This window comes from Streptomyces sp. NPDC058697, from assembly GCF_042715345.1.
GTDB classification, from domain to species: domain Bacteria; phylum Actinomycetota; class Actinomycetes; order Streptomycetales; family Streptomycetaceae; genus Streptomyces; species Streptomyces liliifuscus.
Window position 1 is genome coordinate 157,597 of the sequence record NZ_JBHXSU010000010.1, and the last position, 20,275, is coordinate 177,871.

The 20,275-nt window shown below is 69.6% G+C and carries 21 protein-coding genes; 10 read left to right on the forward strand and 11 right to left on the reverse strand.

The genetic code is table 11. From position 1 onward, the window contains the following. The first annotated feature begins 132 nt into the window (after positions 1-132). The 6 genes from ACFWXQ_RS24355 to ACFWXQ_RS24380 all read left to right on the forward strand — a co-directional run bounded on the left by ACFWXQ_RS24355 (position 133) and on the right by ACFWXQ_RS24380 (position 5,162). Positions 133-525 carry a carboxymuconolactone decarboxylase family protein gene (locus ACFWXQ_RS24355; RefSeq protein ID WP_383956346.1) on the forward strand — a complete coding sequence of 131 codons (393 nt, stop codon included), beginning with the start codon at positions 133-135 and terminating at the stop codon, positions 523-525. Positions 526-594: 69 nt separating this feature from the next. Continuing rightward, complete coding sequence (locus ACFWXQ_RS24360; RefSeq protein WP_383956343.1) at positions 595-1,335, forward strand: SDR family NAD(P)-dependent oxidoreductase; 741 nt, start codon at positions 595-597, stop codon at positions 1,333-1,335. A gap of 153 nt (positions 1,336-1,488) precedes the next feature. Next, positions 1,489-2,670, forward strand: a complete 1,182-nt coding sequence (locus ACFWXQ_RS24365; protein WP_383956340.1) for an NAD(P)/FAD-dependent oxidoreductase — start codon at positions 1,489-1,491, stop codon at positions 2,668-2,670. A 17-nt stretch (positions 2,671-2,687) separates the two neighbouring features. Further along, positions 2,688-2,882, forward strand: a complete 195-nt coding sequence (locus tag ACFWXQ_RS24370; RefSeq protein ID WP_383956337.1) for a ferredoxin — start codon at positions 2,688-2,690, stop codon at positions 2,880-2,882. Between the two features lie 41 nt (positions 2,883-2,923). Further along, positions 2,924-4,162 carry a cytochrome P450 gene (locus ACFWXQ_RS24375; protein WP_383956335.1) on the forward strand — a complete coding sequence of 413 codons (1,239 nt, stop codon included), beginning with the start codon at positions 2,924-2,926 and terminating at the stop codon, positions 4,160-4,162. A gap of 58 nt (positions 4,163-4,220) precedes the next feature. After that, entirely contained in the window at positions 4,221-5,162 is a 942-nt protein-coding gene (locus ACFWXQ_RS24380) for an SDR family NAD(P)-dependent oxidoreductase (RefSeq protein WP_383956332.1), read from the forward strand. A gap of 319 nt (positions 5,163-5,481) precedes the next feature. Here ACFWXQ_RS24380 and ACFWXQ_RS24385 read toward each other — a convergent pair whose 3' ends face one another. Next, the gene (locus tag ACFWXQ_RS24385; RefSeq protein ID WP_386269118.1) at positions 5,482-5,628 is read right to left on the reverse strand and encodes a hypothetical protein; all 147 of its coding nucleotides are present in this window, start codon (positions 5,626-5,628) and stop codon (positions 5,482-5,484) included. Positions 5,629-6,037: 409 nt separating this feature from the next. On the opposite strand from ACFWXQ_RS24385, the gene ACFWXQ_RS24390 reads away from it, so the two are divergent. Next, complete coding sequence (locus tag ACFWXQ_RS24390) at positions 6,038-6,598, forward strand: SUKH-4 family immunity protein (protein ID WP_383957194.1); 561 nt, start codon at positions 6,038-6,040, stop codon at positions 6,596-6,598. 149 nt (positions 6,599-6,747) lie between these two features. On the opposite strand, the gene ACFWXQ_RS24395 is transcribed toward ACFWXQ_RS24390, so the two are convergent. After that, positions 6,748-7,308 carry a cysteine hydrolase family protein gene (locus ACFWXQ_RS24395; protein ID WP_383957191.1) on the reverse strand — a complete coding sequence of 187 codons (561 nt, stop codon included), beginning with the start codon at positions 7,306-7,308 and terminating at the stop codon, positions 6,748-6,750. A 276-nt stretch (positions 7,309-7,584) separates the two neighbouring features. On the opposite strand from ACFWXQ_RS24395, the gene ACFWXQ_RS24400 reads away from it, so the two are divergent. After that, positions 7,585-8,136, forward strand: a complete 552-nt coding sequence (locus ACFWXQ_RS24400) for a TetR/AcrR family transcriptional regulator (RefSeq protein WP_383957188.1) — start codon at positions 7,585-7,587, stop codon at positions 8,134-8,136. A gap of 677 nt (positions 8,137-8,813) precedes the next feature. On the opposite strand, the gene ACFWXQ_RS24405 is transcribed toward ACFWXQ_RS24400, so the two are convergent. Beyond that, positions 8,814-11,045 (reverse strand): MMPL family transporter, encoded by a 2,232-nt coding sequence (locus tag ACFWXQ_RS24405; protein WP_383957347.1) that lies wholly within the window; start codon positions 11,043-11,045, stop codon positions 8,814-8,816. Positions 11,046-11,296: 251 nt separating this feature from the next. Between ACFWXQ_RS24405 and ACFWXQ_RS24410 the strand changes: the two genes are divergently transcribed. Next, positions 11,297-11,785, forward strand: a complete 489-nt coding sequence (locus tag ACFWXQ_RS24410) for an MMPL family transporter (protein WP_383955380.1) — start codon at positions 11,297-11,299, stop codon at positions 11,783-11,785. A 367-nt stretch (positions 11,786-12,152) separates the two neighbouring features. On the opposite strand, the gene ACFWXQ_RS24415 is transcribed toward ACFWXQ_RS24410, so the two are convergent. From ACFWXQ_RS24415 to ACFWXQ_RS24450, 8 genes are all read right to left on the reverse strand, one after another. Next, entirely contained in the window at positions 12,153-12,812 is a 660-nt protein-coding gene (locus ACFWXQ_RS24415; RefSeq protein ID WP_383955383.1) for a response regulator, read from the reverse strand. Then, entirely contained in the window at positions 12,809-14,077 is a 1,269-nt protein-coding gene (locus ACFWXQ_RS24420; protein ID WP_383955386.1) for a sensor histidine kinase, read from the reverse strand. The genes ACFWXQ_RS24415 and ACFWXQ_RS24420 overlap by 4 nt, the downstream gene beginning before the upstream one ends. A 16-nt stretch (positions 14,078-14,093) precedes the next feature. After that, positions 14,094-14,900 carry an ABC transporter permease gene (locus ACFWXQ_RS24425; protein WP_383955389.1) on the reverse strand — a complete coding sequence of 269 codons (807 nt, stop codon included), beginning with the start codon at positions 14,898-14,900 and terminating at the stop codon, positions 14,094-14,096. Continuing rightward, entirely contained in the window at positions 14,897-15,838 is a 942-nt protein-coding gene (locus ACFWXQ_RS24430) for an ATP-binding cassette domain-containing protein (protein ID WP_383955391.1), read from the reverse strand. The genes ACFWXQ_RS24425 and ACFWXQ_RS24430 overlap by 4 nt, the downstream gene beginning before the upstream one ends. Positions 15,839-15,966: 128 nt before the next feature. After that, positions 15,967-17,010, reverse strand: coding sequence for a ketopantoate reductase family protein (locus tag ACFWXQ_RS24435; RefSeq protein ID WP_383955394.1), 1,044 nt, complete (start codon positions 17,008-17,010; stop codon positions 15,967-15,969). 53 nt (positions 17,011-17,063) lie between these two features. Beyond that, the gene (locus ACFWXQ_RS24440) at positions 17,064-17,945 is read right to left on the reverse strand and encodes an LLM class F420-dependent oxidoreductase (RefSeq protein ID WP_383955397.1); all 882 of its coding nucleotides are present in this window, start codon (positions 17,943-17,945) and stop codon (positions 17,064-17,066) included. A gap of 60 nt (positions 17,946-18,005) precedes the next feature. Further along, positions 18,006-18,725: an NADPH-dependent F420 reductase gene (locus tag ACFWXQ_RS24445; RefSeq protein ID WP_383955401.1), complete on the reverse strand. Its 720-nt coding sequence runs from the start codon at positions 18,723-18,725 to the stop codon at positions 18,006-18,008. A 50-nt stretch (positions 18,726-18,775) separates the two neighbouring features. After that, positions 18,776-19,546 (reverse strand): SDR family NAD(P)-dependent oxidoreductase, encoded by a 771-nt coding sequence (locus tag ACFWXQ_RS24450; protein ID WP_386269124.1) that lies wholly within the window; start codon positions 19,544-19,546, stop codon positions 18,776-18,778. A gap of 132 nt (positions 19,547-19,678) precedes the next feature. On the opposite strand from ACFWXQ_RS24450, the gene ACFWXQ_RS24455 reads away from it, so the two are divergent. Beyond that, the gene (locus ACFWXQ_RS24455) at positions 19,679-20,272 is read left to right on the forward strand and encodes a TetR family transcriptional regulator (protein ID WP_383956996.1); all 594 of its coding nucleotides are present in this window, start codon (positions 19,679-19,681) and stop codon (positions 20,270-20,272) included. The last annotated feature ends 3 nt before the right edge of the window (positions 20,273-20,275 follow it).

The following is a 20,275-nucleotide window of genomic DNA, read 5'->3' on the forward strand; positions in this document are numbered from 1 at the left end:
GAATATTGAGTGAGAGTAGAGGAGGGGGCGGGCCCGATCAATGGATGTGAATCTCGTCCGGGTCATTGATTGTACCGACCGTCTGGTCTAACTTTCGCTCAGGGACGCGACGCCGCGCAATGGGAGTCAGGTATGAGTGACAAAGGGGTCCAGGAAACCGCCGATCTGCGGGCCGCGGGCTGGAAGGCCATGCGCGCCGCCCTGCCGGGGGTGTTCCCCGACGGCGACCTCGATCTGCGGGACGGCCGCCTCGGGCAGGACCTCGTCGACATCGGTCTGACCAGCGTCTGGGGCGCGCTGTGGGGCCGTGAGGGACTGGCTCCGCGCGACCGCAGCCTGGTGACGCTGGGCATCCTCATCGCTCTCGGGGCCGAGACCGAGCTGAAGACACATGTCCGTATCGCCATGACGAACGGACTGACCGAGGCCGAGATCGCCGAGGTCATCTACCACTCCAGCGGCTACACCGGTTTTCCGCGGGCCGTGGCCGCCCGCACCGCCGCCCGCGAGGCGCTGGAGGGCTGAGCGGCCCCGAGGACGCCGCCGACCGGGTGCGAGCCGTCGGTACCCACACCACGCACACGAGGAGCACGCATGTCACTGCAGGGAAGGGTCGCGGTCGTCACCGGCGGCGCCCGGGGAATCGGACGCGGGATCGCGACCGTACTCGCGGCCAAGGGGGCCGCGGTGGCGGTCTGGGACCTGAACACCGAGGGCGCGGAGAAGACCGTCGCCGAGATCCACGAGGCGGGCGGCAGGGCCATCGCGGTGGGCGGTGACGCGGCCGACGCCGCCGCCGTGGCCGCTTCGGCAGCCCGCACCCGGGAGGAACTCGGGCAGGTCACGATCCTCGTCAACAACGCCGGAACGACTGCATACCAGCCTTTCACGAGCATCAGCGAGGCGTCCTGGGACCGCATGATCGGGATCAACCTCAAGGGCCCGTTCCTGGTCACCAAGGAACTGGTGCCCGACATGCTCGCCGCGGGATGGGGCCGGATCATCAACATCTCCTCGTCGTCCGCGCAGACCGGCGCGCCCTCCATGGCGCACTACGCGGCCTCCAAGGGCGGTGTCATCGGCCTCACCCGCGCGCTGGCGATCGAGTACATCGACAAGGGGATCACCGTCAACCACGTCCCACCGGGGTTCATCGACACCCCGCTGGTGCGCCAGGGCCCCGTCGACGTGGACGCGGTAGCGGCCACGATGCCGATGAAACGAGCCGGCACCCCGGAGGACGTCGCCTACGCAGTGGCCTATCTGGCCTCCGAAGAGGCGAGCTACGTGACCGGTCAGACGCTCAGCACGAACGGCGGACGCTACCTGGCATGAGCGGTGCGGACGGGGACACCTCCCCGCCCCGCCCTCGAAGGCCGCACCGACGGGCAGGACCGGATTTTCCGGCGCGTGATCGCGCCGCAGCTGCAACGGAGCATGTATGAGGATCGACGACGACACCAGGATCGGCGCCCACGAGGTGACCACATGACGGCCCGCGTCCTGGTCGTGGGCGCTTCCGCGTCCGGGCTGACCACTGTCGAGGCGCTGCGGCGCAACGGCTACCCGGGTGGGATCACGGTGCTCGGCGACGAGTCGCACGCCCCGTACGACCGGCCGCCGCTGTCCAAGCAGGTGCTCTCCGGCGCATGGGCACCGGAGCGGGCCTCGCTGCGGACACCGGACGTGCTGGCGGCGCTGGAGGCCGAATTCGTCCTGGGGGACCCGGCGGTCGGCCTGGACCGGGCGTCACGGACCGTCCGTACGGAGTCCGGGCGTGGGCTCGCGGCGGACGCGATCGTGCTCGCCACGGGCATGCGTCCACGACTGCTGCCCGGACAGCAGGACCTGACCGGCGTCCATGTGCTGCGCACGCTCGGTGACGCGCTGGCACTGCGTGACGCCCTGTCGGCTGCCACGCGGCTGGTGATCGTCGGTGAGGGAGTGCTCGGCTCCGAGATCGCGGCCACCGCGCGGACGCTGGGTCTGGACGTGACCCTGGCCGGGCCTCTGCCGGCGCCGATGGCGATGCAGGTCGGCCCACTGGTGTCGGGAGTGCTGGCGGACCTGCACACCGAGCACGGGGTGAAGCTCCGGCTCGGCAACGGCGTCGTCGGGCTCACCGGCCGGGGCGGCCGGGTCACAGGCGTCCGGCTGGCCACGGACGAGGTGCTGCCGGCCGACGTGGTCGTCGTCGCCATCGGCGCGACCCCGGCGACGGAGTGGCTGGAGGACAGCGGTCTCGCCCTCGGCAACGGCGTGGTGTGCGACTCCCGGTGCCGGGCGGCGGAAGGGATCTACGCGGTCGGTGACGTGGCCCGCTGGCACCACGAGGGACTCGGCCGCCTGATCCGCCTGGAGAACCGGACGAACGCCACGGAGCAGGCCATGGCGGTCGCCGGGACGATCCTCGGGAAGGACCTGGCGTACACGCCGGTGCCGTACTTCTGGACCGACCAGTACGACGCCAAGATCCAGGTGCACGGCTTCCTGCCGGTCGACGCCGAAGTGGACGTCGTCGAGGGCGACTTGACGGCCCGGCGCTTCGTCGCCCGATACCGCAGCGAAGGCCGGGTCACCGGCGTACTCGGCTGGAACATGCCCAAACAGGCCCGGCTGCGCCGTCAGGAGATCGTCGACTCCCTCGGCGTTGCGGCCCCCACCCACTGAACGATCAGGAGAGACCCATGAAGGTTGTCGTCGACGAGGAGAAGTGCGTCGCCGCCGGACAGTGCGTGGCCGCCGCCATGGAGGTGTTCGACCAGCGCGAGGACGACGGCATCGTCGTCGTCCTCGACGAGAACCCGCCACCAGCCCTGGCCGAGGACGTCCGCAACGCGGCGGCGGTGTGCCCCGCACTGGCCATCCGCATCGAGGAATAGACCCTCCTCGCTCGCCCCCCCCCACACCTGGAGGAAAGACCATGGCAGAGGCAGACACCCGACCCGCCGACGACGAGCGTGTCTACGACTACCAGGACGACCGGGACGCCAAGTGCCCCTTCGCGCCGCCACCCGGGCTGCGTGCCCTGAACGACACGGCTCCGGTGTCCCGGAGCCGGATCTGGGACGGCAGCACCCCCTGGCTCGTCACCGGCCACGCCGCACAGCGCGCGATCCTTTCCGACCCCCGGGTCAGCTCCGAGGACAAGCAGCCCGGGTTCCCGCACCCGAACCAGGCCATGGCGGAGAACGTCCACCACCATCCGCTCACCATCTTCAACGCCGACGGAGCCGATCACACGCGGATCCGGCGGACGATGACGCGCCCCTTCACGCGGCCCCGGATGGAGGCGCTGCGACCCGAGATCCAGAAGTTCACCGACGACCTGATCGACAAGATGCTGGCAGGCCCGAAGCCGGTCGACCTGGTGACCGCGCTCTCGCTGCCGCTGCCCTCGCTGATGATCTGCGCGCTGCTCGGCGTGCCCTACGAGGACCACGACTTCTTCCAGGAGCACGCCTCCTTCGCCACCAGGAGCGACAAGACCGCCGAGCAGGACAGGGCGGCCATGGCGGCGCTGGGCGGCTACCTGGCCCGGCTGATCCAGGCCAGGACGGAGAATCCGGCCGACGACGTGATCTCGGACTTCGCCGTCCGGGTCAAGGCCGAGGAGCTGACGCTTCCCGAAGCAACCATGCTGTGCATGATCCTGTTGATCGCCGGTCACGAGACCAGCGCGACCATGATCACTCTGGGTACCGCCCTGCTGCTGGAGAATCCCGAACAGCTGGCCGAACTGCGCGCCATCGACAACACGAAGGACGCCGCGAACGCGGTCGAGGAGCTCCTGCGCTACCTGAGCGTCGCGCAGTTCGGGCAGCGGCGGATAGCCCGTGAGGACTTCGAGTTCGAGGGCGTGAACATCAAGACCGGGGACGGCATAGTCGTCCCGCTGCCCGCCGGCAACTGGGACCCGGAGGCGTTCCCCGAGCCGGAGAAGCTCGACATCACCCGCGAGGCCCGCCACCACCATGCCTTCGGCTGGGGCATTCACCAGTGCATAGGCCAGCAGCTCGCGCGTATCGAGCTCCAGGTCGTCTACGGCACGCTCTACCGGCGCATTCCCACCCTGCGCCTCGCCGTCGACCGCGACGAGCTGTCCTTCCGCCCGAGCGACGCGCTCGCCTTCGGCATCAAAGAGCTGCCGGTGACCTGGTAGCAGACACCGGACACCGGACGGCGACCGTCCCACACACGCAGTACTACAGGAGCCACACATGAGCGATTTCAGGTTCGACGGACGCGTCGCCGTCGTCACCGGCGCAGGCCGCGGCATCGGCAGGGCATACGCCCGCCTTCTCGCCGAACGAGGAGCGAAGGTCGTCGTCAACGACCTGGGCGGGTCGATGGAGGGCGTAGGCGCCGATACCGGCCCCGCGCAGTCGGTCGTCGAAGAGATCGTCGCCGCGGGCGGCGCGGCCGTCGCCGACACCAACGATGTGTCCACGCAAGCCGGCGGTCAGGCGATCGTCGACTCCGCGATCGAGAACTTCGGCGGCATCGACATCCTCGTCAACAACGCCGGGATCATCAGGTGGGCCGGCCTGCCCGAGGTCGACGCCGAGAACCTGGAGCGCCACCTCGCCGTGCACCTGGTCGGTTCGTTCAACACGATGCGGGCCGCCTGGCCGCACTTCGTCGAGCGGCAGTACGGACGGGTCGTGCTGACCACCTCCAGCGGCATGTTCGGACTCGACAACAACCTGTCCTACGCGTCGGCGAAGGCAGGCACGGTCGGCCTGGCCCGCAGCGCGAAGCTGGCCGGCGAACCACACGGCATCAAGGTCAACCTGATCGCACCGGCGGCGATGACCCGCATGGGCGGGGGCGAACAGCCGGACGACGCACCATCGGTCCCCGGCCAGCCGTACATGCCGTCCGACGCGGTTGCGCCGATGGTCGCCTATCTCGCCCACGAGAGCTGCCCGGTCAACGGAGAGATCTACACGGCCGGCGCCGGCCGCTTCGCGCGCCTCTTCATCGCCTCGACCGAGGGCTACGCCCACCAGGACGGCCGGGCCACCGTCGAGGACGTCGCGGCGAACTGGGACACGATCAACGACGAGAAGGACTACTACGTGCCGTCCGACCTGATGGCCTGGTCCGCCTCGTTCCTGAAGCACCAGTTCGCTCAGGGCGCGGGTCCCGCGGCCTTGTAGACGCCCGGAGGATGCGCCGACCACACGTGTTCCGACAGCAGACGCGTGCCGCCGACGGCGTCCGGCGGCGAGCGGACTTCCAGGCTTCGGGTCTTCGGTCCCTGGGGGGCGGGCGGCGGTCGAACGGCCGGTCCGGCGCGCCTGGGACCGGCGGTTCGTCGCAGGTCGGCCTGGGGCCGGCCTGTTTCCGTTGTTTCGTCTCGGGTCGGCACACGGCCCGGTCAGCGCACGAACGACTGCGGTCACACCCTTGGCTGAGGATGGGTCCGAGGGGAAGCGGTCAGAGCCGGTGCCGTCTGGCGCATGCCGAAGCGGGGGATCAGGCGGCCTGGCCGACCTGGACCTCGTCGAGGCGCTTGGTTCTGGGGATGAGGAGGACGAGGAGCGCACCCAAGGCACAGCATCCGACAACCAGCCGGAGCCCGTTCGTGAACTCGGCGTCGAGGTAGAACTGGGTTCCATGCATAGTCGTCCCGTGCTGGGCCATTGCGACGAAGGCCAAGGCGACGAGGCCGACACCGCCGGAAGTGGATCGCGATGTCGGCCTGTGCGGTGCCGGACAATGCGGCGATGAGTGACACCAGTTGGACGGTCCACAACAGCGTGATGACGACGAGGACATTGCGCGTGATGGAGAGGGATCTCTCGTGGGCTTGGGGAGCAGCGGCTCGTGTCTCGGACATCGGTGGCCTTCCATGGGCGAGCGGAGAACCAGAGAGCGGTCTCTGGTTCGAGCGACATGGGGGCGCCGGCGCCATGTCGGCACCTGTCGTATGCGGGGGAGGGGAAGGGCTGTCTCGTAAGTGTGGCCGTGCTCTGACAGAGGCTCCGCTCGGTAGGGTCAGGACTGCAGCCGACCTGAGGGGGACCGTTCCTTGGCGACCTATGACCAGCTGACTGTGTGGGCCGGTCTCGGCCATGTCACGCGGGCCGGACGGGACGTGGTGGCCGCCTGGCGGATCCCGGACTTCATGAAGGTGCAGCTCGTCGAGGTGGGCATTCCGGTGGCTCCGCGTCTCATCGAGCGAGTCGTGATTCAGAGCGAGGCTGATCCGGTCCTGCTCACGTCCCACGGACCGCTCTACCGTCTCACCGAGCAGATGGATCCCTTTGAGCCGGCCGAAAGGTCATCGTTCGGCGTCGAGCCGGAGACCGGGACGGTCTACATGGCTATGCCGGATGGGGAGACATGGTTCGCCAACTCGGGTGTCGACATGTGGCTCAACGTCCTTCACCGTTACGGCAGCTGCATTGCTTTCTCAGAGCTTCTCGGCGAGCCGGACTGCCCTGAGGAGTACCTCTCTGAAGAAGAGGAAGAGCAGGCTCTCGCCGAGTTGAATCGGCTGACCGAGGAGCTGAAGGAGGTCGATCCTGCGGCCTTCAGGGGCTACGAGGGATTTCTCTGGCCGGGGCTCCTGGACCGCTGGCTCTACTGACCTCGGCCCGACAGAGTTATGGCCCGCAAGCTGGAGCGCGAAGTGATGCACCGGGCCGGCGGGGCTTGTGTCGAGGGAGACCCCGCGCGAAACCGTTCCCACTTCGGCTACGTGATTGTGAACTGTCTGTCTGAGGGAACCGTCCGGTGTCAGTGCGGCGACGAGGACTTCGTCCAGTCGTCGACGGAGACGACGTCGGCCTGCTGCGGGAACACCTTCTCCGTCAGGACGCGATGTACCTCGATGTCGGCATCCTGGCAGGCGTCGGACAGGACGGTGAGGCCGTAGTCCAGGTCGGCGGCCTGGCGCAGCGTGGACAGCACCACTCCGCTGGTTGCGATGCCTGTCAGGACGAGGTGTTCGATGCCGACGGTTCGCAGCACCATGTCGAGATCGCTGCCCGCGAAGGAGCTGACGCGCCGCTTCGTGACGACGATGTCGTGCGGGCGGGGCGTGACGGCGTCGTGGATTCGGTTGGCCTCCTCGTCGGCGAGTGATCCGGGACGGCCGGCGAGACCGCCGAACATCTTGTTGCGCGGGTTGACTTCGGGGTAGCCCGGACGGAAACCGACCACGACATGGATCACCGGCATCTCTTTGGCCCGTGCGGCGCCGATGGCTTTCTGCAGCCGGGCCATGAAGGCGGCGTCCGCATAGCGCTGGACGATGATGTTCTGGACGTCCATGACGAGTAGGGCATGCTTCGGCATCCGGTCGCTTCCTCACGCACAGTCAAGTCAACAGCTGATTACTTGGTACCGTACAGGCGCACACTGGGCCTATGTCAACAGTCGATTACATGACCGGATCGGCGCATGCCGGTCCACAGTGAGGCACGTGGGCGGCCCTGGGCCGCAGGAAGCGGGAGTGCGGGGCCGTTGGATACAGGCAGTGAGAGGCGCCCTTCCGGCGATGCCGGTGAAGCCGGAACGACAAGAGATTCGCCCGCCGGCAAGCGCCGACGGGATGCCGCAGCGACGCGCGCGATGCTGCTGGAAGCTGCCCGGAGCCGTTTCGGACGCCTGGGCTACGAGCGCACCACGCTCCGCGACATCGCAGACGACGCGGGAGTCAATGCGGCGCTCATCAAGCGATACTTCGAGTCGAAGGAAGGGCTGTTCAAGGCCGCGCTCGCAGCCGCCCCCCAGTTCCTTGACCAAGCCGGTGGAGCTGTCGGGGACCGTACCGCGCTGCTCCACGCGCTCACCCTCCAGCTGACCGCCGGAAACGGGACCGCGCCCGGCGACCACCCTGCGCTGATGCTGCTGCGCTCCTCGGGAAACGATCAGGTCGACGCCCTGCGCACCAAGGCACTGGACGACCTGGCCCGGCGCATCCTGCATGCTGCGGGCGGTGAACCGCCGGACGAAGGGGATTCTCGGATTCTGGAGGCCCAGCTCGTCGTCGCACTCGGCGTTGGTGTGTCGGTTCTGCGGTCGACGGTTGCCCTCCAGCCGCTGAGCGACGCCACCGCCGACGAACTGGGCCCTCCGCTGCGCCAGATCCTCGATGCGCTCCTTCCGCCCTCAGCACCATGAACGCGCGGCACCGCGTAACCGGACGGCCCGAAGACCTTGAGCGAAGGGCAACCTCACGACCAGTCGTGCGACGGCGACGTCGACCATCACGGCGCGTATCTCAAACTCTCTCAGCGCCTCCGGGCTCGCCAGCACAGGACGCTTCCTGATGCTGCGCCTGTACGTCTTTGCCATAGGCCGGAACCAGGCCACGGAGCGGGGGAAGGGCCTGACGCCGCTTCAGACGGCGAGCGCGACGGTGTCCCCGTCCGTCCAGGTCCCGGCGTTGCCCAGGGACCTGGTGCTGCCGAGGACGCCGGCGGGCGGCACAGCGTCGGCGTTCCAAGGAAGCCTTGGGTGCCGGACCGTCCGGCAACGTACGGAGACTGGCTACTGGTACGCGCGCCGATCGGCTTCGGCAGGAACCCGGAGCCCAGGCGCCTCAGCGGAAGAGTGCGGCCGACGGCTCGAAGCCTGTCGGCTCATCCCCGGGAGGCAGCGGGGTGCCGGGCCAGAGTGCAGGGTGCGTTGAAACGCCCGTGCGCCCGGCGGCGAGCAAAGGATGCTCGCCGCCGGGCCGGGGGCTCGCCGTTCCCCGTCCCCACGGGTTCGGCGAGTGCGGGGCCCATACCGCCATGGTGGCCCCGGTCTCAGGGGGGTGGCCGCCTGTGGGGGCGGCCACCGGGTGGTGCGGGGATCTATCGGCTGGGCACGAGTTCGGGATCGTGCTCGTCGACCGGTGCCGAAGGAAGGGGATGCTTGCGGGCGATCGCCTCTCCCTCGATGTCGATGCTGGGCAGCAGCCGGTCGAGCCAGCGGGGCAGGCGCCAGGCGCGGTCACCGAGGAGGGCGAGCACGGCGGGCACGATGGCCATCCGGACGACGAAGGCGTCGAAGAGGACGGCGGTCGCCAGACCGAAGCCGATCATTTTGATCATGGACTCGCTGGCACCGACGAACCCGGCGAAGACCGCCATCATGATCAGCGCGGCGGCGACGACCACCCGGGCGCTGTTGCGGAACCCGGAGACGATCGCCTGCCCCGGCCGGTCGCCGTGGACGTACGCCTCGCGGATCCGGGAGACCAGGAAGACCTCGTAGTCCATGGCGAGGCCGAACACGATACCCACCAGGAAGATCGGCATCATGCTCATGATCGGGCCGGTCGTCTCGACACCGAGCAGTTCGGCGCCGTGGCCGTTCTGGAACACCGCGACGACCACACCGAGCGAGGCCAGTACGGAGAGCAGGTAGCCCAGGGCGGCCTTGAGCGGCACCAGCAGGGACCGGAAGACCAGCAGCAGGAGCACGATCGCCAGGCCGACGACCACGATCAGGTACGGGATCAGCGCGTCCTGGAACCGCTTCGCCACGTCGATGTTCATCGCGGTGCTGCCGGTGACCTCGTACCTGGCGTCGGCCTGCTTCTCGATGCCGGAGCGTTCGGTACGGATGGTCTTCACCAGGTCGATCGTCCTGGAGTCGGTGGGGCTGGTGGACGGGGTCGCGGAGAGGACCGCGGTGTCACCGGACTGGTTGAACCGCGCCGGGGAGACGGAGACGACTCCGCTGGTGTCGGCGATCCGCCGGCTGACCTCGGAGACGGCCGCCTTGGGGTCGGCCGCGCCCTTGGCGTCGACGACGATGGTCAGCGGGCCGTTGAAGCCGGGGCCGAAGCCGTCGGCGAGGGCGTCGTAGGCACGGCGTTCGGTTGTGGAGGTGGGCTTGGCCTCGTCGCCGGGCATGCCCAGCTGGAGGTCTGCGGCCGGTACCGCGAGTGCGCCCAGGCCCACGACGCCGAGCAGCAGCACGGGCAGCGGGTGCCGGATCACCAGGCGGGCCCAACGGCTGCCGCCGTTCTCCACGTTGCCGGCACTGTCCTTCTTGACGCGGCGGGGCTTCTTGCCCTTGCGGACCCGGCGGGCGAGCACGGCGTTGGGCCAGAAGCCGAGGAGGGCGGGTACCAGGGTCAGGCAGATGAGGACGGCGACGACCACGGCACCGGCCGCGGTGAGGCCCATCTTGGTGAGCATCGGAATGCCCACCACCGACAGTCCGGCCAGCGCGATGACGACGGTCAGACCGGCGAAGACCACCGCGGACCCGGCCGTGCCGACGGCCATTCCCGCGGCCTCCCTCGGGGCCCGGCCCTTTCCGCGTTCCTCGCGGTAGCGGGAGACGACGAACAGCGCGTAGTCGATACCGCAGGCCAGGCCCAGCATGGAGGCGAGGGTCCCGCTGGTCAGGGAGAGTCCGAAGGTGCTGCCCAGGGCGATGATGGCGGTCATGCTGACGGCGACACCGATGACGGCGGTCAGCAGCGGCAGCCCGGCCGCGGCCATGGACCCGAAGGTGATCAGCAGGACCACCGCGGCGACCGCGATGCCGATCGCCTCGGCGGACCCGCCCGCGGCGGGCTGCGTCGCCAGGGCGTCGCCGCCGATCTCGACGGTCAGACCCGCGTCCCGGGCCTGGTCGACGGCGCGCTCAAGGTGTGTCTTGCTGGCATCCGTCAGGTCATCGGCAGCGGTCTTGAAGGACACGGTGACGTAGGCCGTGGAGCCGTCCTTGCTGACCGCCTTCGCCTGGAAGGGGTCCACCGCGCCGGCCACCTGCGGGCCGTCGGCGGCATTGTCGACCAGATCCTCGATCACGGCCTTGTTCTTGACGGCCGTGACCTTCTCCCCGCCGGGCGCGATGAACACGATGCGGGCGCTTGCTCCGTCCGCTGCCGAGCCCGGGAAGCGCTGGTCCAGGAGATCGAACGCCTTCTGGGACTCGATGCCCGGCATGGCGAACCCGTCGTCCGGAGCGGCGGGGGCCTTCGTGGCGGCAAAACCGACGGCGGCCAGAACGGCTACCCACAGGAAGGTGACGAACCATCGCCACCTGAAGGTGATGCGGCCAACTTGATACAGGAAAGTTGCCATGGCGGTGGGGAAGCCTCCACATCGGTGGTGCACGAAAAAAGGAGAGATGAGGCGCTTGCTTCGTCCACGTTCGGCGGGGACCAGGACGGGCTGCCTCGGTGATCTCTACGATCCCGTCCGGCGGGTTTCGCAACGAGGGAGCGCGCTCCCGAATCAGAGGTGTAGCCAGCTCCACCCCTGATCTCCGGCGTCTACTGCGATCGCAGTAGACGCAACTGTCTGCGCCGGGCCAACGACGAGAGATCCCGCAAGTGCGAGCTTCGAGGGGACGCCGGAGCTCGCCGGCACGACCAGCGCAGAACACCGACTCGGCCAAGGCCATCGCTCTCCTGCGGCAGGGCGCGAGCAACTCGGCAGGTGAGAGCGGGACCGAGGTCCGGCGGGTATACAGCGGCACGGTCACCGACGCTTCGGTGAAGCGGGACATGATCGCCACGCTCGACCGGACAGCGCACTCGCCGGGCGTGGTCGCGGCGAGCAGCCCCTACACGGCGACCGGTCAGCAACAGATCAGCAAGGACCGTACGACGGCCTACGCGACGGTGTCCTTCGCCGAGGGCAACAGCGACACACAGACCGAGAAGGCCGGGAAGCTCGCCACCGCACCCGGCTCCGGCGCACTGCCCGTCGCCCTCAACGGCCAGGCCCTCTCCGTCACTTCAGCGTCGACCCCGTCCACCGAGGGCCTCGGCATCATCGCGGCCTTCGTCATCCTGCTGCTGGTCTTCCGGGCGGTCTGAGTGGCGGTGCTGCCGATCATCACGGCCAACGCAGGCGTCGACACCGCTTCGCTGTCGCGCTGCTCGGAATGTTCACGCTGCGCCTCGGCATCCTCAACGGCATGGCCATCGGCGCCGCCATCACCACTCGTGGTCATCGCCTACGAGACCGGCATGGTCCGCCCCGGCCTGTCCTAACAGACCTGAGCTCCACTCACGCTCTGCCCCCTCCGGTGGCCCACTACTGCGCCCGCTGGCACATGGCGGAGCCGTGATCATCCAGGCGGCCGGCGAGTACCTGGCTGGCCCGCTTGTGCTTGACGTCGCTTGTGAGGCGAGGTTGGGCACAAGCGAATGTACGGCTCCTGACTCTCGTATCTCGACGACGCTAGGTAGGGGTGAAGCCTGCCTGAAAGGCGAGGACGACGAGTTGGGCCCGGTCGCGCGCCCCCAGCTTGGTCATGATGCGGTTGGCGTGCGTCTTGGCGGTGTACGGCGACAGATGCAGCTGTTTTGCGATGTCGTCGTTGGACAGCCCGGAGGCGACCAGGCCGAGTACCTCGCGCTCGCGTTCGGTGAGACGGTCCATCCCGGGCGGCGGGCGTAGCACGGGCCCCGGTTTGGCCAGGTAGTGAGCGATGAGAGCTCTGGTGGCTTTCGGCGACAGGAGTTCTTCGCCGCAGGCCACCGTACGGATCCCATTGAGTAGGACGGCCGGCTGCACTCCCTTGCCGAGGAAGCCGCTCGCACCGCCGCGCAGCGCCTCGAAGACGTACTCGTCGACCTCGAAGGTGGTGAGGATCAGCACTTTCACGTCGGTGAGTTCGGCATCGGCTCCGATGGTCCGCGTGGCTTCGAGGCCGTCCATGTCAGGCATCCGGATGTCCATGAGGACGACATCGGGGCGATTGCCGCGGGCCAGAGCGACGGCCTCTCGGCCCGTTCCCGCTTCGCCCACGACCTCCAGGTCCGGTTGAGCCTCGATGAGCATGCGGAATCCGGCTCGGATCAGCGGCTGGTCGTCGGCGACCAGGACACGGATGGTCATGCCGGGTTCCTTTCGGTGGCGGCCGCCGACAGCGCGGGCTGCGGGTGGTCGGGCAGCAGCAGGCGTACGTGGAGCCGGAACGTGCCGTCCGGCTCCGGCCCGGCAGACAGGGCACCGCCCGTCGCCAGGGCGCGTTCGCGCATGCCGGTCAGGCCGTGCCCGGTGCCGACAGCTCCGGCCGGGGCGGCGTGCGTCGGGTTGCGGACGGTGATGTCCAGTGCGTTCGGGCGGTACTCCAGCAGAAGCCGGACGCCGGGTTCGCGCCCGTGTTTCTGGGCGTTGGTGAGTCCTTCCTGGATGATCCGGTACGCGGCCAGATCGGTGGCGGCCGGCAGCGGCCGGGGCTCGCCGGTGACCTGCTGCCGGACGGCGAGACCGGCCGCGGTGAACGACTCGACCAGATGCCCGAGGCGGGACAGGCCGGGGAGGGGCTCGGTCGGCATGGTCTCGTCCTCGGACTGGCGCAGTACGTACAGGAGTTGGCCCAGTTCGTCGAGGACGGCACTGCCCGCCTCGTGGATGTGGCCGAGGGCGATCTCGACCTGGTCCGGCCGCGTGCGTGCCAGATGGCTGGCGGCACCGGCCTGGACGTTGATCAGCGCGATGTGATGGGCGATCACGTCGTGCAACTCGCGGGCGATGCGCAGCCGTTCCTCGGCGACCCGGCGGCGGGCCTCAGCCTCCAGGGTCGCCTCGGCGCGCTCGGCCCGCTCCTCGGCCGCGGCGACGTAACTGCGCCAGGTGCGCACACTGAAGCCGACGGCCGCGGCCATCCCGACGAAGGCGACCACCCCGAAGGTCTCCCCGCTGACGACCGAGCCCTGGTCATGGGCGTTGGCCGCGTAGAGGGCCCCGGCCGTGGCGGCGGTCCCGATGATCGCGGGCCACCGCGCGGCCCGGGCGGTGACCGTGTAGAGCGCGATCATCGCCGTGGTCTGCAGCAGGTGCGCGTTCGTGGGCGTGGCCACGACCGACACCACCGCCCCGATCAGCGCGAGTGCCAGCACGCTCAGCGGCGCACGGCGGCGGGCGAACAGCAGCAGGAACGTCACGCCGGCCGCCACCGCATCGCGGATCGAGGGGCTCCGCCCGGACTCGCCCAGCGTGTCCAGCACCGTGGCGATGCCGGCGATCGCCGCCGCGAGGACCGCGTCGAACCGCCAAGGGTGGGCCTGGATCGCCCGTCGCAGCATCGCAGCGCCCCGCGCGGTCCCGGCGTACGGAGCGGCCGTGCCGCCCGGCGTCGAGAGGCGGTCGGACGGCACAGCCACACCGTACGGATCAGGCATCGCGCCGCTTCAGCAGGGCCGCCGCGCCCGCCACCAGGACGGCGAGGAAGCAGACGAAGACCGCGAGCCCGGCCCAGGGCGCCAGGGCGTCACCGTTGCCGCCCGTCTGGTCGGTGATGAACGCCTGCGCGGCGTTCATCGGCAGATACGGGAAGACTGCGTCGCTGATGCTCCCGGGCAGCAGCCGCAGCACGCTCGGCACCAGGAACAGCACGCCGACCACCGCCGTGATCGACCCGGCGGTGTTGCGCAGCATGCTGCCCACCGCGAGCCCGACCAGCCCGGCACCGGTCAGATAGACGGCCGCGCCGATCACCGCGCGCAGCGCCCCGGGGTCGGCCAGGGACGCGCCGTGCAGACCGCGCGAGGCGAGGATGGCCTGCCCGGCCAGGAACGACACCAGGCTCGCGGCGAACGTGAACGCGAAGCTGCCCGCCGCGAAGACCGTCACCTTCGCCCACAGCACCGGCAGCCGGGCAGGCACCGCCGAGAGCGTGGAGCGGATGGTGCCGGTGGCGTACTCGCCGGTGGCCATGAGCACCCCGACCACCGCTGTGGCCAGCGCGGCCATCGTGACGCCGTAGAGGCTGTTCCACGTGGGGTCCTCCAGCCGGGGACCCTCGCCGTCCGCCTTCACCACCAGGGAGGACACCAGACCGAGGCCCACCGTGACCACCGCCGCGACGGTGAGGGTGTAGAACGTCGACCGCAGCGACCAGAACTTGATCCACTCCATGTGGACGACACGGGGCAGCGTGACGCGCGAACTCGGCGTCGGGGCAAGCGTGGTGGTGCTCATCGGGTTCCTCCCTGGGCGGCGAGCTGAGCCTCGGCCGGGCCGGCGTGGTACTCGACGGAGTCATGGGTGATCTCCATGAACGCCTCCTCCAGCGAGGCCTCCTGGGGTGCGAGATAGTGCAGCGCCAGGCCCGCGCCGGCCGCCCGGTCCCCGATCTCGGCGGCCTCAAGACCCTCCACGTCCAGCACACCGGCCTCGGAGCTGCTCACCGTGACGCCGTCGCCGAGGAGCACCTCCCGCAGCCGTGCCGCCTCGGGCGAGTGCACCCGGACGCTCCGCCTGGACGAGCGGGCGATGAACTCGGCGATCGGACCGGCCGACAGCAGCCTGCCCCGCCCGATCACGATGAGGTCCTCGGCGGTCACCGCCATCTCGCTCATCAGGTGCGAGGAGACCAGGACCGTACGGCCCTGTTCGGCCAGCCCCTTGAGGAGGTTGCGGATCCACAGCACGCCCTCCGGGTCGAGGCCGTTGACCGGCTCGTCCAGGATGACCGTCCTCGGGTCACCGAGCAGCGCCGTGGCGATGCCCAGCCGCTGTCCCATGCCGAGTGAGAAGGCGCCGGCCCGCTTGCCGGCCACGTCCTTGAGGCCGACCAGGTCGATGACCTCCAACACCCGCTCTGTTCCTATGCCGTTGCTCGCGGCCAGCGCCCGCAGATGGTGGTAGGCCGACCGGCCCGGGTGGACGGCCTTGGCCTCAAGGAGTGCGCCGATCTCGTGCAGCGGGGCCGCGTGCCGCACGTGCGGCTTCCCGTTGACCGTGACCGTGCCCGACGTCGGCCGGTCGAGCCCCATGATCATCCGCATGGTCGTCGACTTCCCCGCCCCGTTGGGGCCGAGGAAGCCGGTGACGACTCCCGGCCGTACGGCGAAACTCAGCGAATCGACCGCGAGCTTCTCGCCGTACCTCTTGCTGAGGTTGTTGACCTCGATCATGGTGCTACCTCCGACAACGAAACGTGTGAGGGCTCAACCGTCGCCTTTCGACGGCCCGAGGTCGTCGCACGAACGCGGACACCTGCCGTACCGCGATCGCAGTACGCGGGGGGTTCGGCGGGGCCGGGCTAGCGGTGGGTCGTGGACCGGTCCGCCGGCTCGGGTGCGTCGAGCCGCTCCAGCAGCGAGGCGAGCGCGGTCATAGGCCGGCCGATGCGGCGGCCCTCGGCGAGGGAGGTGCGGAGCCCTTCCACGTCCTGGGCGTGCACCTTGCCGCCGTGATGGAAGCGGTTGAACGCCTGGTAGTCGAGCGGGAGCATGTCCTGCTCCATCTTGAGGTGCACCCTCGCCGTGGCGCGCGGCCCCATGAAGGCGGCCATCAGTCTGCCCGTCAGACCGTTCTTCGGCAGGCCCATGATCTCGCCCTGGGCCCGGCAGGCCAGCCGCCACAGTTCCTTGTCGGCCACCAGGGTGGTGAAGTCGGGCCAGCCCGCGATCGCACCGGCCATGTACACCGGGGAGCCGGCGTCCGAGAAGACCTCGTCGAGCCCCCGGCCGATCAGGACACAGCGCGATGCGCCGGAGCGGTCGTACAGCTCCGCGAACCGCTTCGCGGCCGCCGCGTTGCCCTTTTCGAGGCGGAAACCGGCCTTGTTCGGGGGATGCCGGTAGCAGACGCTCGCCCTGGCCACCTGAGCCGGATCGGTGGGTGCGTGGACGGGCAGATCGGCGGCGGCCTGGTGGGCGAGCATGCCGAGGAACCCGTGCGACAACCGGGTGTCGGGGATGCCGAGGACGTCCAGGTAGTGCTGCCGTACGCCCATGCCGAATGCGCTCATGACGACGTGTGCGTCGGATCCGTGGATGGCGTCGCCGAGTTGGCGCAGCATCGCGATGCTCTCGTTCGTCCGGCTGGTGTGGCCGTCGAGAGTGACGAGGACGAACTGGAAGGCCTGGCCCGCCAGTTCGGCGACGCTCTCCACGACGGTGTAGCTGTCGAAGGTCTTGAGGGAGGCGTCGTCGTAGCAGTAGAGCGGGGGACGGGAGTCGAGCGCGGACTTCCGCCCGGGACGGACCAGGAAGGTGATGTCCGCGCCGGCCAGGGCGAGGTGATAGCCGATGGGCAGGCCCGTCGCACCGGCGCCGACGATGAGTATGGAGGGGTTGTTCACGGTGTTTCTCCCGGTCGCCTCGCGACCATGTTGGAGGGAAGGGGGCCGGTGGCTCAGCCGAGGTCGGCCAGGCGGCGTACGGCTGGGGCGGCGTGTTCCTCGATCCAGCGGGCCGGGTCGGTGATCGACGGGGACACCATCACGGTGTCGACGCCGAGCGCCGCGTACCGCTCCATCTCCCGGGTGAAGGCGTCGAGGTCGCCCTCGCGGAGGGTGGGGCCCGCGTAGACGGCGGTCTTGCGGATCCGGCCGTAGTCCCGGCCGAGGGTGTCGCAGTGGCGGCGCAGTACGTCGAGCTTCTGCGCGACCTCGGTGTGGCCGAAGGTGATGAGGTTGCAGGCGTCCGCGTACTGGGCGACCAGCCGCAGCGTCTTCTTCTCGCCGTTGCCGCCGATCATGATCTCCGGGTGCGGGACGCTCACCGGCGCGGGCACGTTCCGGGTCTCGGCGAGCTGGTAGTGCTTGCCCTCGAAGGGCCCGTTGGCGTCCGGATCCCACATCTGGAGACAGATCCGCAAGGTCTCCTCCAGCCGCTCGAACCGCTCGGCCGTCGACGGGAACGGCACGCCCAGACCGAGGTGTTCACGCTTGTACCAGGCGGCTCCGAGGCCGAGGGTGGCCCGGCCGCAGGAGAGGACGTCGAGCGTCGTGACGATCTTCGCGAGCAGCCCGGGATGACGGTAGGTCACTCCGGTGACCAGCGCGCCGAGCCGCACGGTGGACGTGTGTGCGGCGAGGAAGGAGAGGGTGGCGTAGGCCTCCAGCATCGGGCTTTCGGGGCCGCCGATCTCGTCCATCTGGAAGTAGTGGTCCATCACCGAGATCCAGCCGACCCCGGCCGCCTCGGCGGCGGCCCCGGCCGCCGCCAGTTCCGGCCCCAGGCCGTCGGGTCCCTTCGAGCCGTCGAACCCGACGACGTTCATCCCCAGCCGCATGTCCTTCTCCTCGCTGCAATGCGCGTCAAGTCGTGCTGGTCCATGGCGGGTTGACGGTGATCAGGCTCTTAGGGCCGTGTCGGCCAGGGCCGTGACCCGGTCGGCGGGGACCGGGGTACCGGGCGTTTGCAGGTACCAGCCGTACATCTCCTCCTGGCTCAGCCCCTCGGTGGGCTTGGCGGTGAAGTACGGGTCGACATAGACCGGGGTGCCCGGCTGGCTGCGCCAGCTGTCGGCGAGGGTGCCGATGTCCACGGCGTCGTAGCCGAGGAGGTCCAGCAGCGCGGCCGCCTCCGCCTTGGCGTCCGTGTCGTCACCGGCGATCGGCAGGGCGCTGCGGTCGGCGGCACCGGACGGCCGGGCCAGGCTGAACAGCCGAACGAAGTCGATGTTGTTGAACGCCTTGACCACGTGCGAGTCCGCCAGATGGCGCTGCACCAGCTCGCTGGACGTCAGACCGCCCGTGTCCAGGTCGGCGAGGTGGCCGAAGCGGTCCGGGTAGTAGTTCATCGTGTCGATCACCGTCTTCCCGGCCAGTGCGGCGGCGGGCAGCTGGTCGTAGGCGATCAGCAGGATGGTCGCGACCACCAGGTCACCGGCCTCCGAGGCCTCGGCGGGGGTGGCCGCGCGGGCCCGCGGGCCGAGTTCGGCGACCAGGTCGGTGAGGGTCTCGGGGCCGCGCGAGTTGCTCAGTACGACGTCCAGGCCTGCGGCGACGGCGAGCCGGGCCAGCGCGCTGCCGATGTTTCCGGCGCCGATGAGTCCGAGGGTCTTGGTCATGGGGTGTCTCTCTTTCGCGGGTTTACGGGGTGCAGGTGGGGGCGGTGGTCTCAGCCGCGCAGGCTCACACCGCCGTCGATCGACCAGGCCTGGCCGTTGATCCAGGCCGCGTCGTCGGAGAGGAGGAAGGCGGCGGCTGCTGCCAGGTCGGCGGGCTCGCCCAGCCGGGGGCTGCGGCCGGCGTCCAGTGCGTAGTCCAACTGCTCCTGGTCGAATGCCCGTACGAGTTGCTCGCTGAGCACCAGACCGGGTGCCAGGGCGTTGCAGCGGATGCCCTCCTTGCCCCAGCGGGAGGCGATGTGGCGGGTCAGCGCGTTGATGCCGGCCTTGGAGGCGGCGTACGCGGGGCGGGTGGGCTCGCCGCCCCAGGCCGCGCCGGAGGAGGTGTTGACGATGACGCCGCCGCCCTGGCCGAGCAGGTGCGGGAGGACCGCCCGGCAGGTGAGGGCGTAGCCGAGGAGGTTCACGTCGTGGGTGCGGCGCCAGACGGCCGGGTCCATGTCCAGCAGGTCGGTGTCCCGGCCAAGGGTGTCGGGGGAGAGGTCCGCGCCGACGTTGAAGAGTCCGTCGACCCCGCCGAAGTCCGTGGCCGCGCGGTAGACCAGTTCCTGGATCGACGTCTCGTCGCCCAGGTCGAACCCGATGGCGACCGCCGTACCGCCCGCCTCGGTGATGCCTTTGACGGTGGCCTCAGCCCCCGCGAGGTTGATGTCGCCCACGGCGACCGAGGCCCCCTCCTCCGCGAGCCGCTCGGCCGTGGCCGCGCCGATGCCGGTGGCGCCACCGGCGATGACGATCCTCTTGCCCTTCAATCCCCTCATGTCCTGGCTCCTTCTTCATCTGGTGCAATAGGTCAGTAATGAATTCGCATTCGATACATGAAACTGAGTATCATACTAGCGACTGTAACTCGATGATGCGAGTCGGGGCCGATAGAGAGGTAGGATCGCGGGATGAGCGGAGGACCGCGTACGAGTACGAGAGACATCGCACGGGCTGCCGTGCGGTCGGAGCTGGCACAGGTGGCCTATGACCTGATTCGCCGCGAGGGCTTCGACGGGGTGACCGTCAACGACCTGGCCGCGGCCGCCGGGGTGTCGCGCAGTACGTTCCTGCGGTACTTCGGGACCAAGGAGGACGCCGTCCTCGGTGCTGTCGAGGCCCAGGGCGAACAGCTGGCCGAGGCCCTGCGGGCGCGACCCGCCGCCGAGGACGACTGGACGGCACTGCGGCGCGCGCTGGACACGATCACCGAGCCCTATCGCCTGGACCCGGCCGAGGCCCTGGCCACGACCCGTCTCATCATGGGCACCCCGGCGCTGTGCGCACGGCAGCTGGAGAAGCAGAACAGCTGGCGCTCGCCCCTGGCCCGGGCCCTCGCCGAGCGCACCGACCCGCCACGGCCCGTCACGGTCGCCCTGTCGGTGAAGGCGGCCGCCGCCCTCGGCTGCCTGAACATCGCCCTAGACCACTGGCTCGTGTCCGACGGCGACCTCGACCTCGTGGCGCTGCTGGACGAGGCCTTCGCGGCGCTCTCCCCGCGCTGAGCG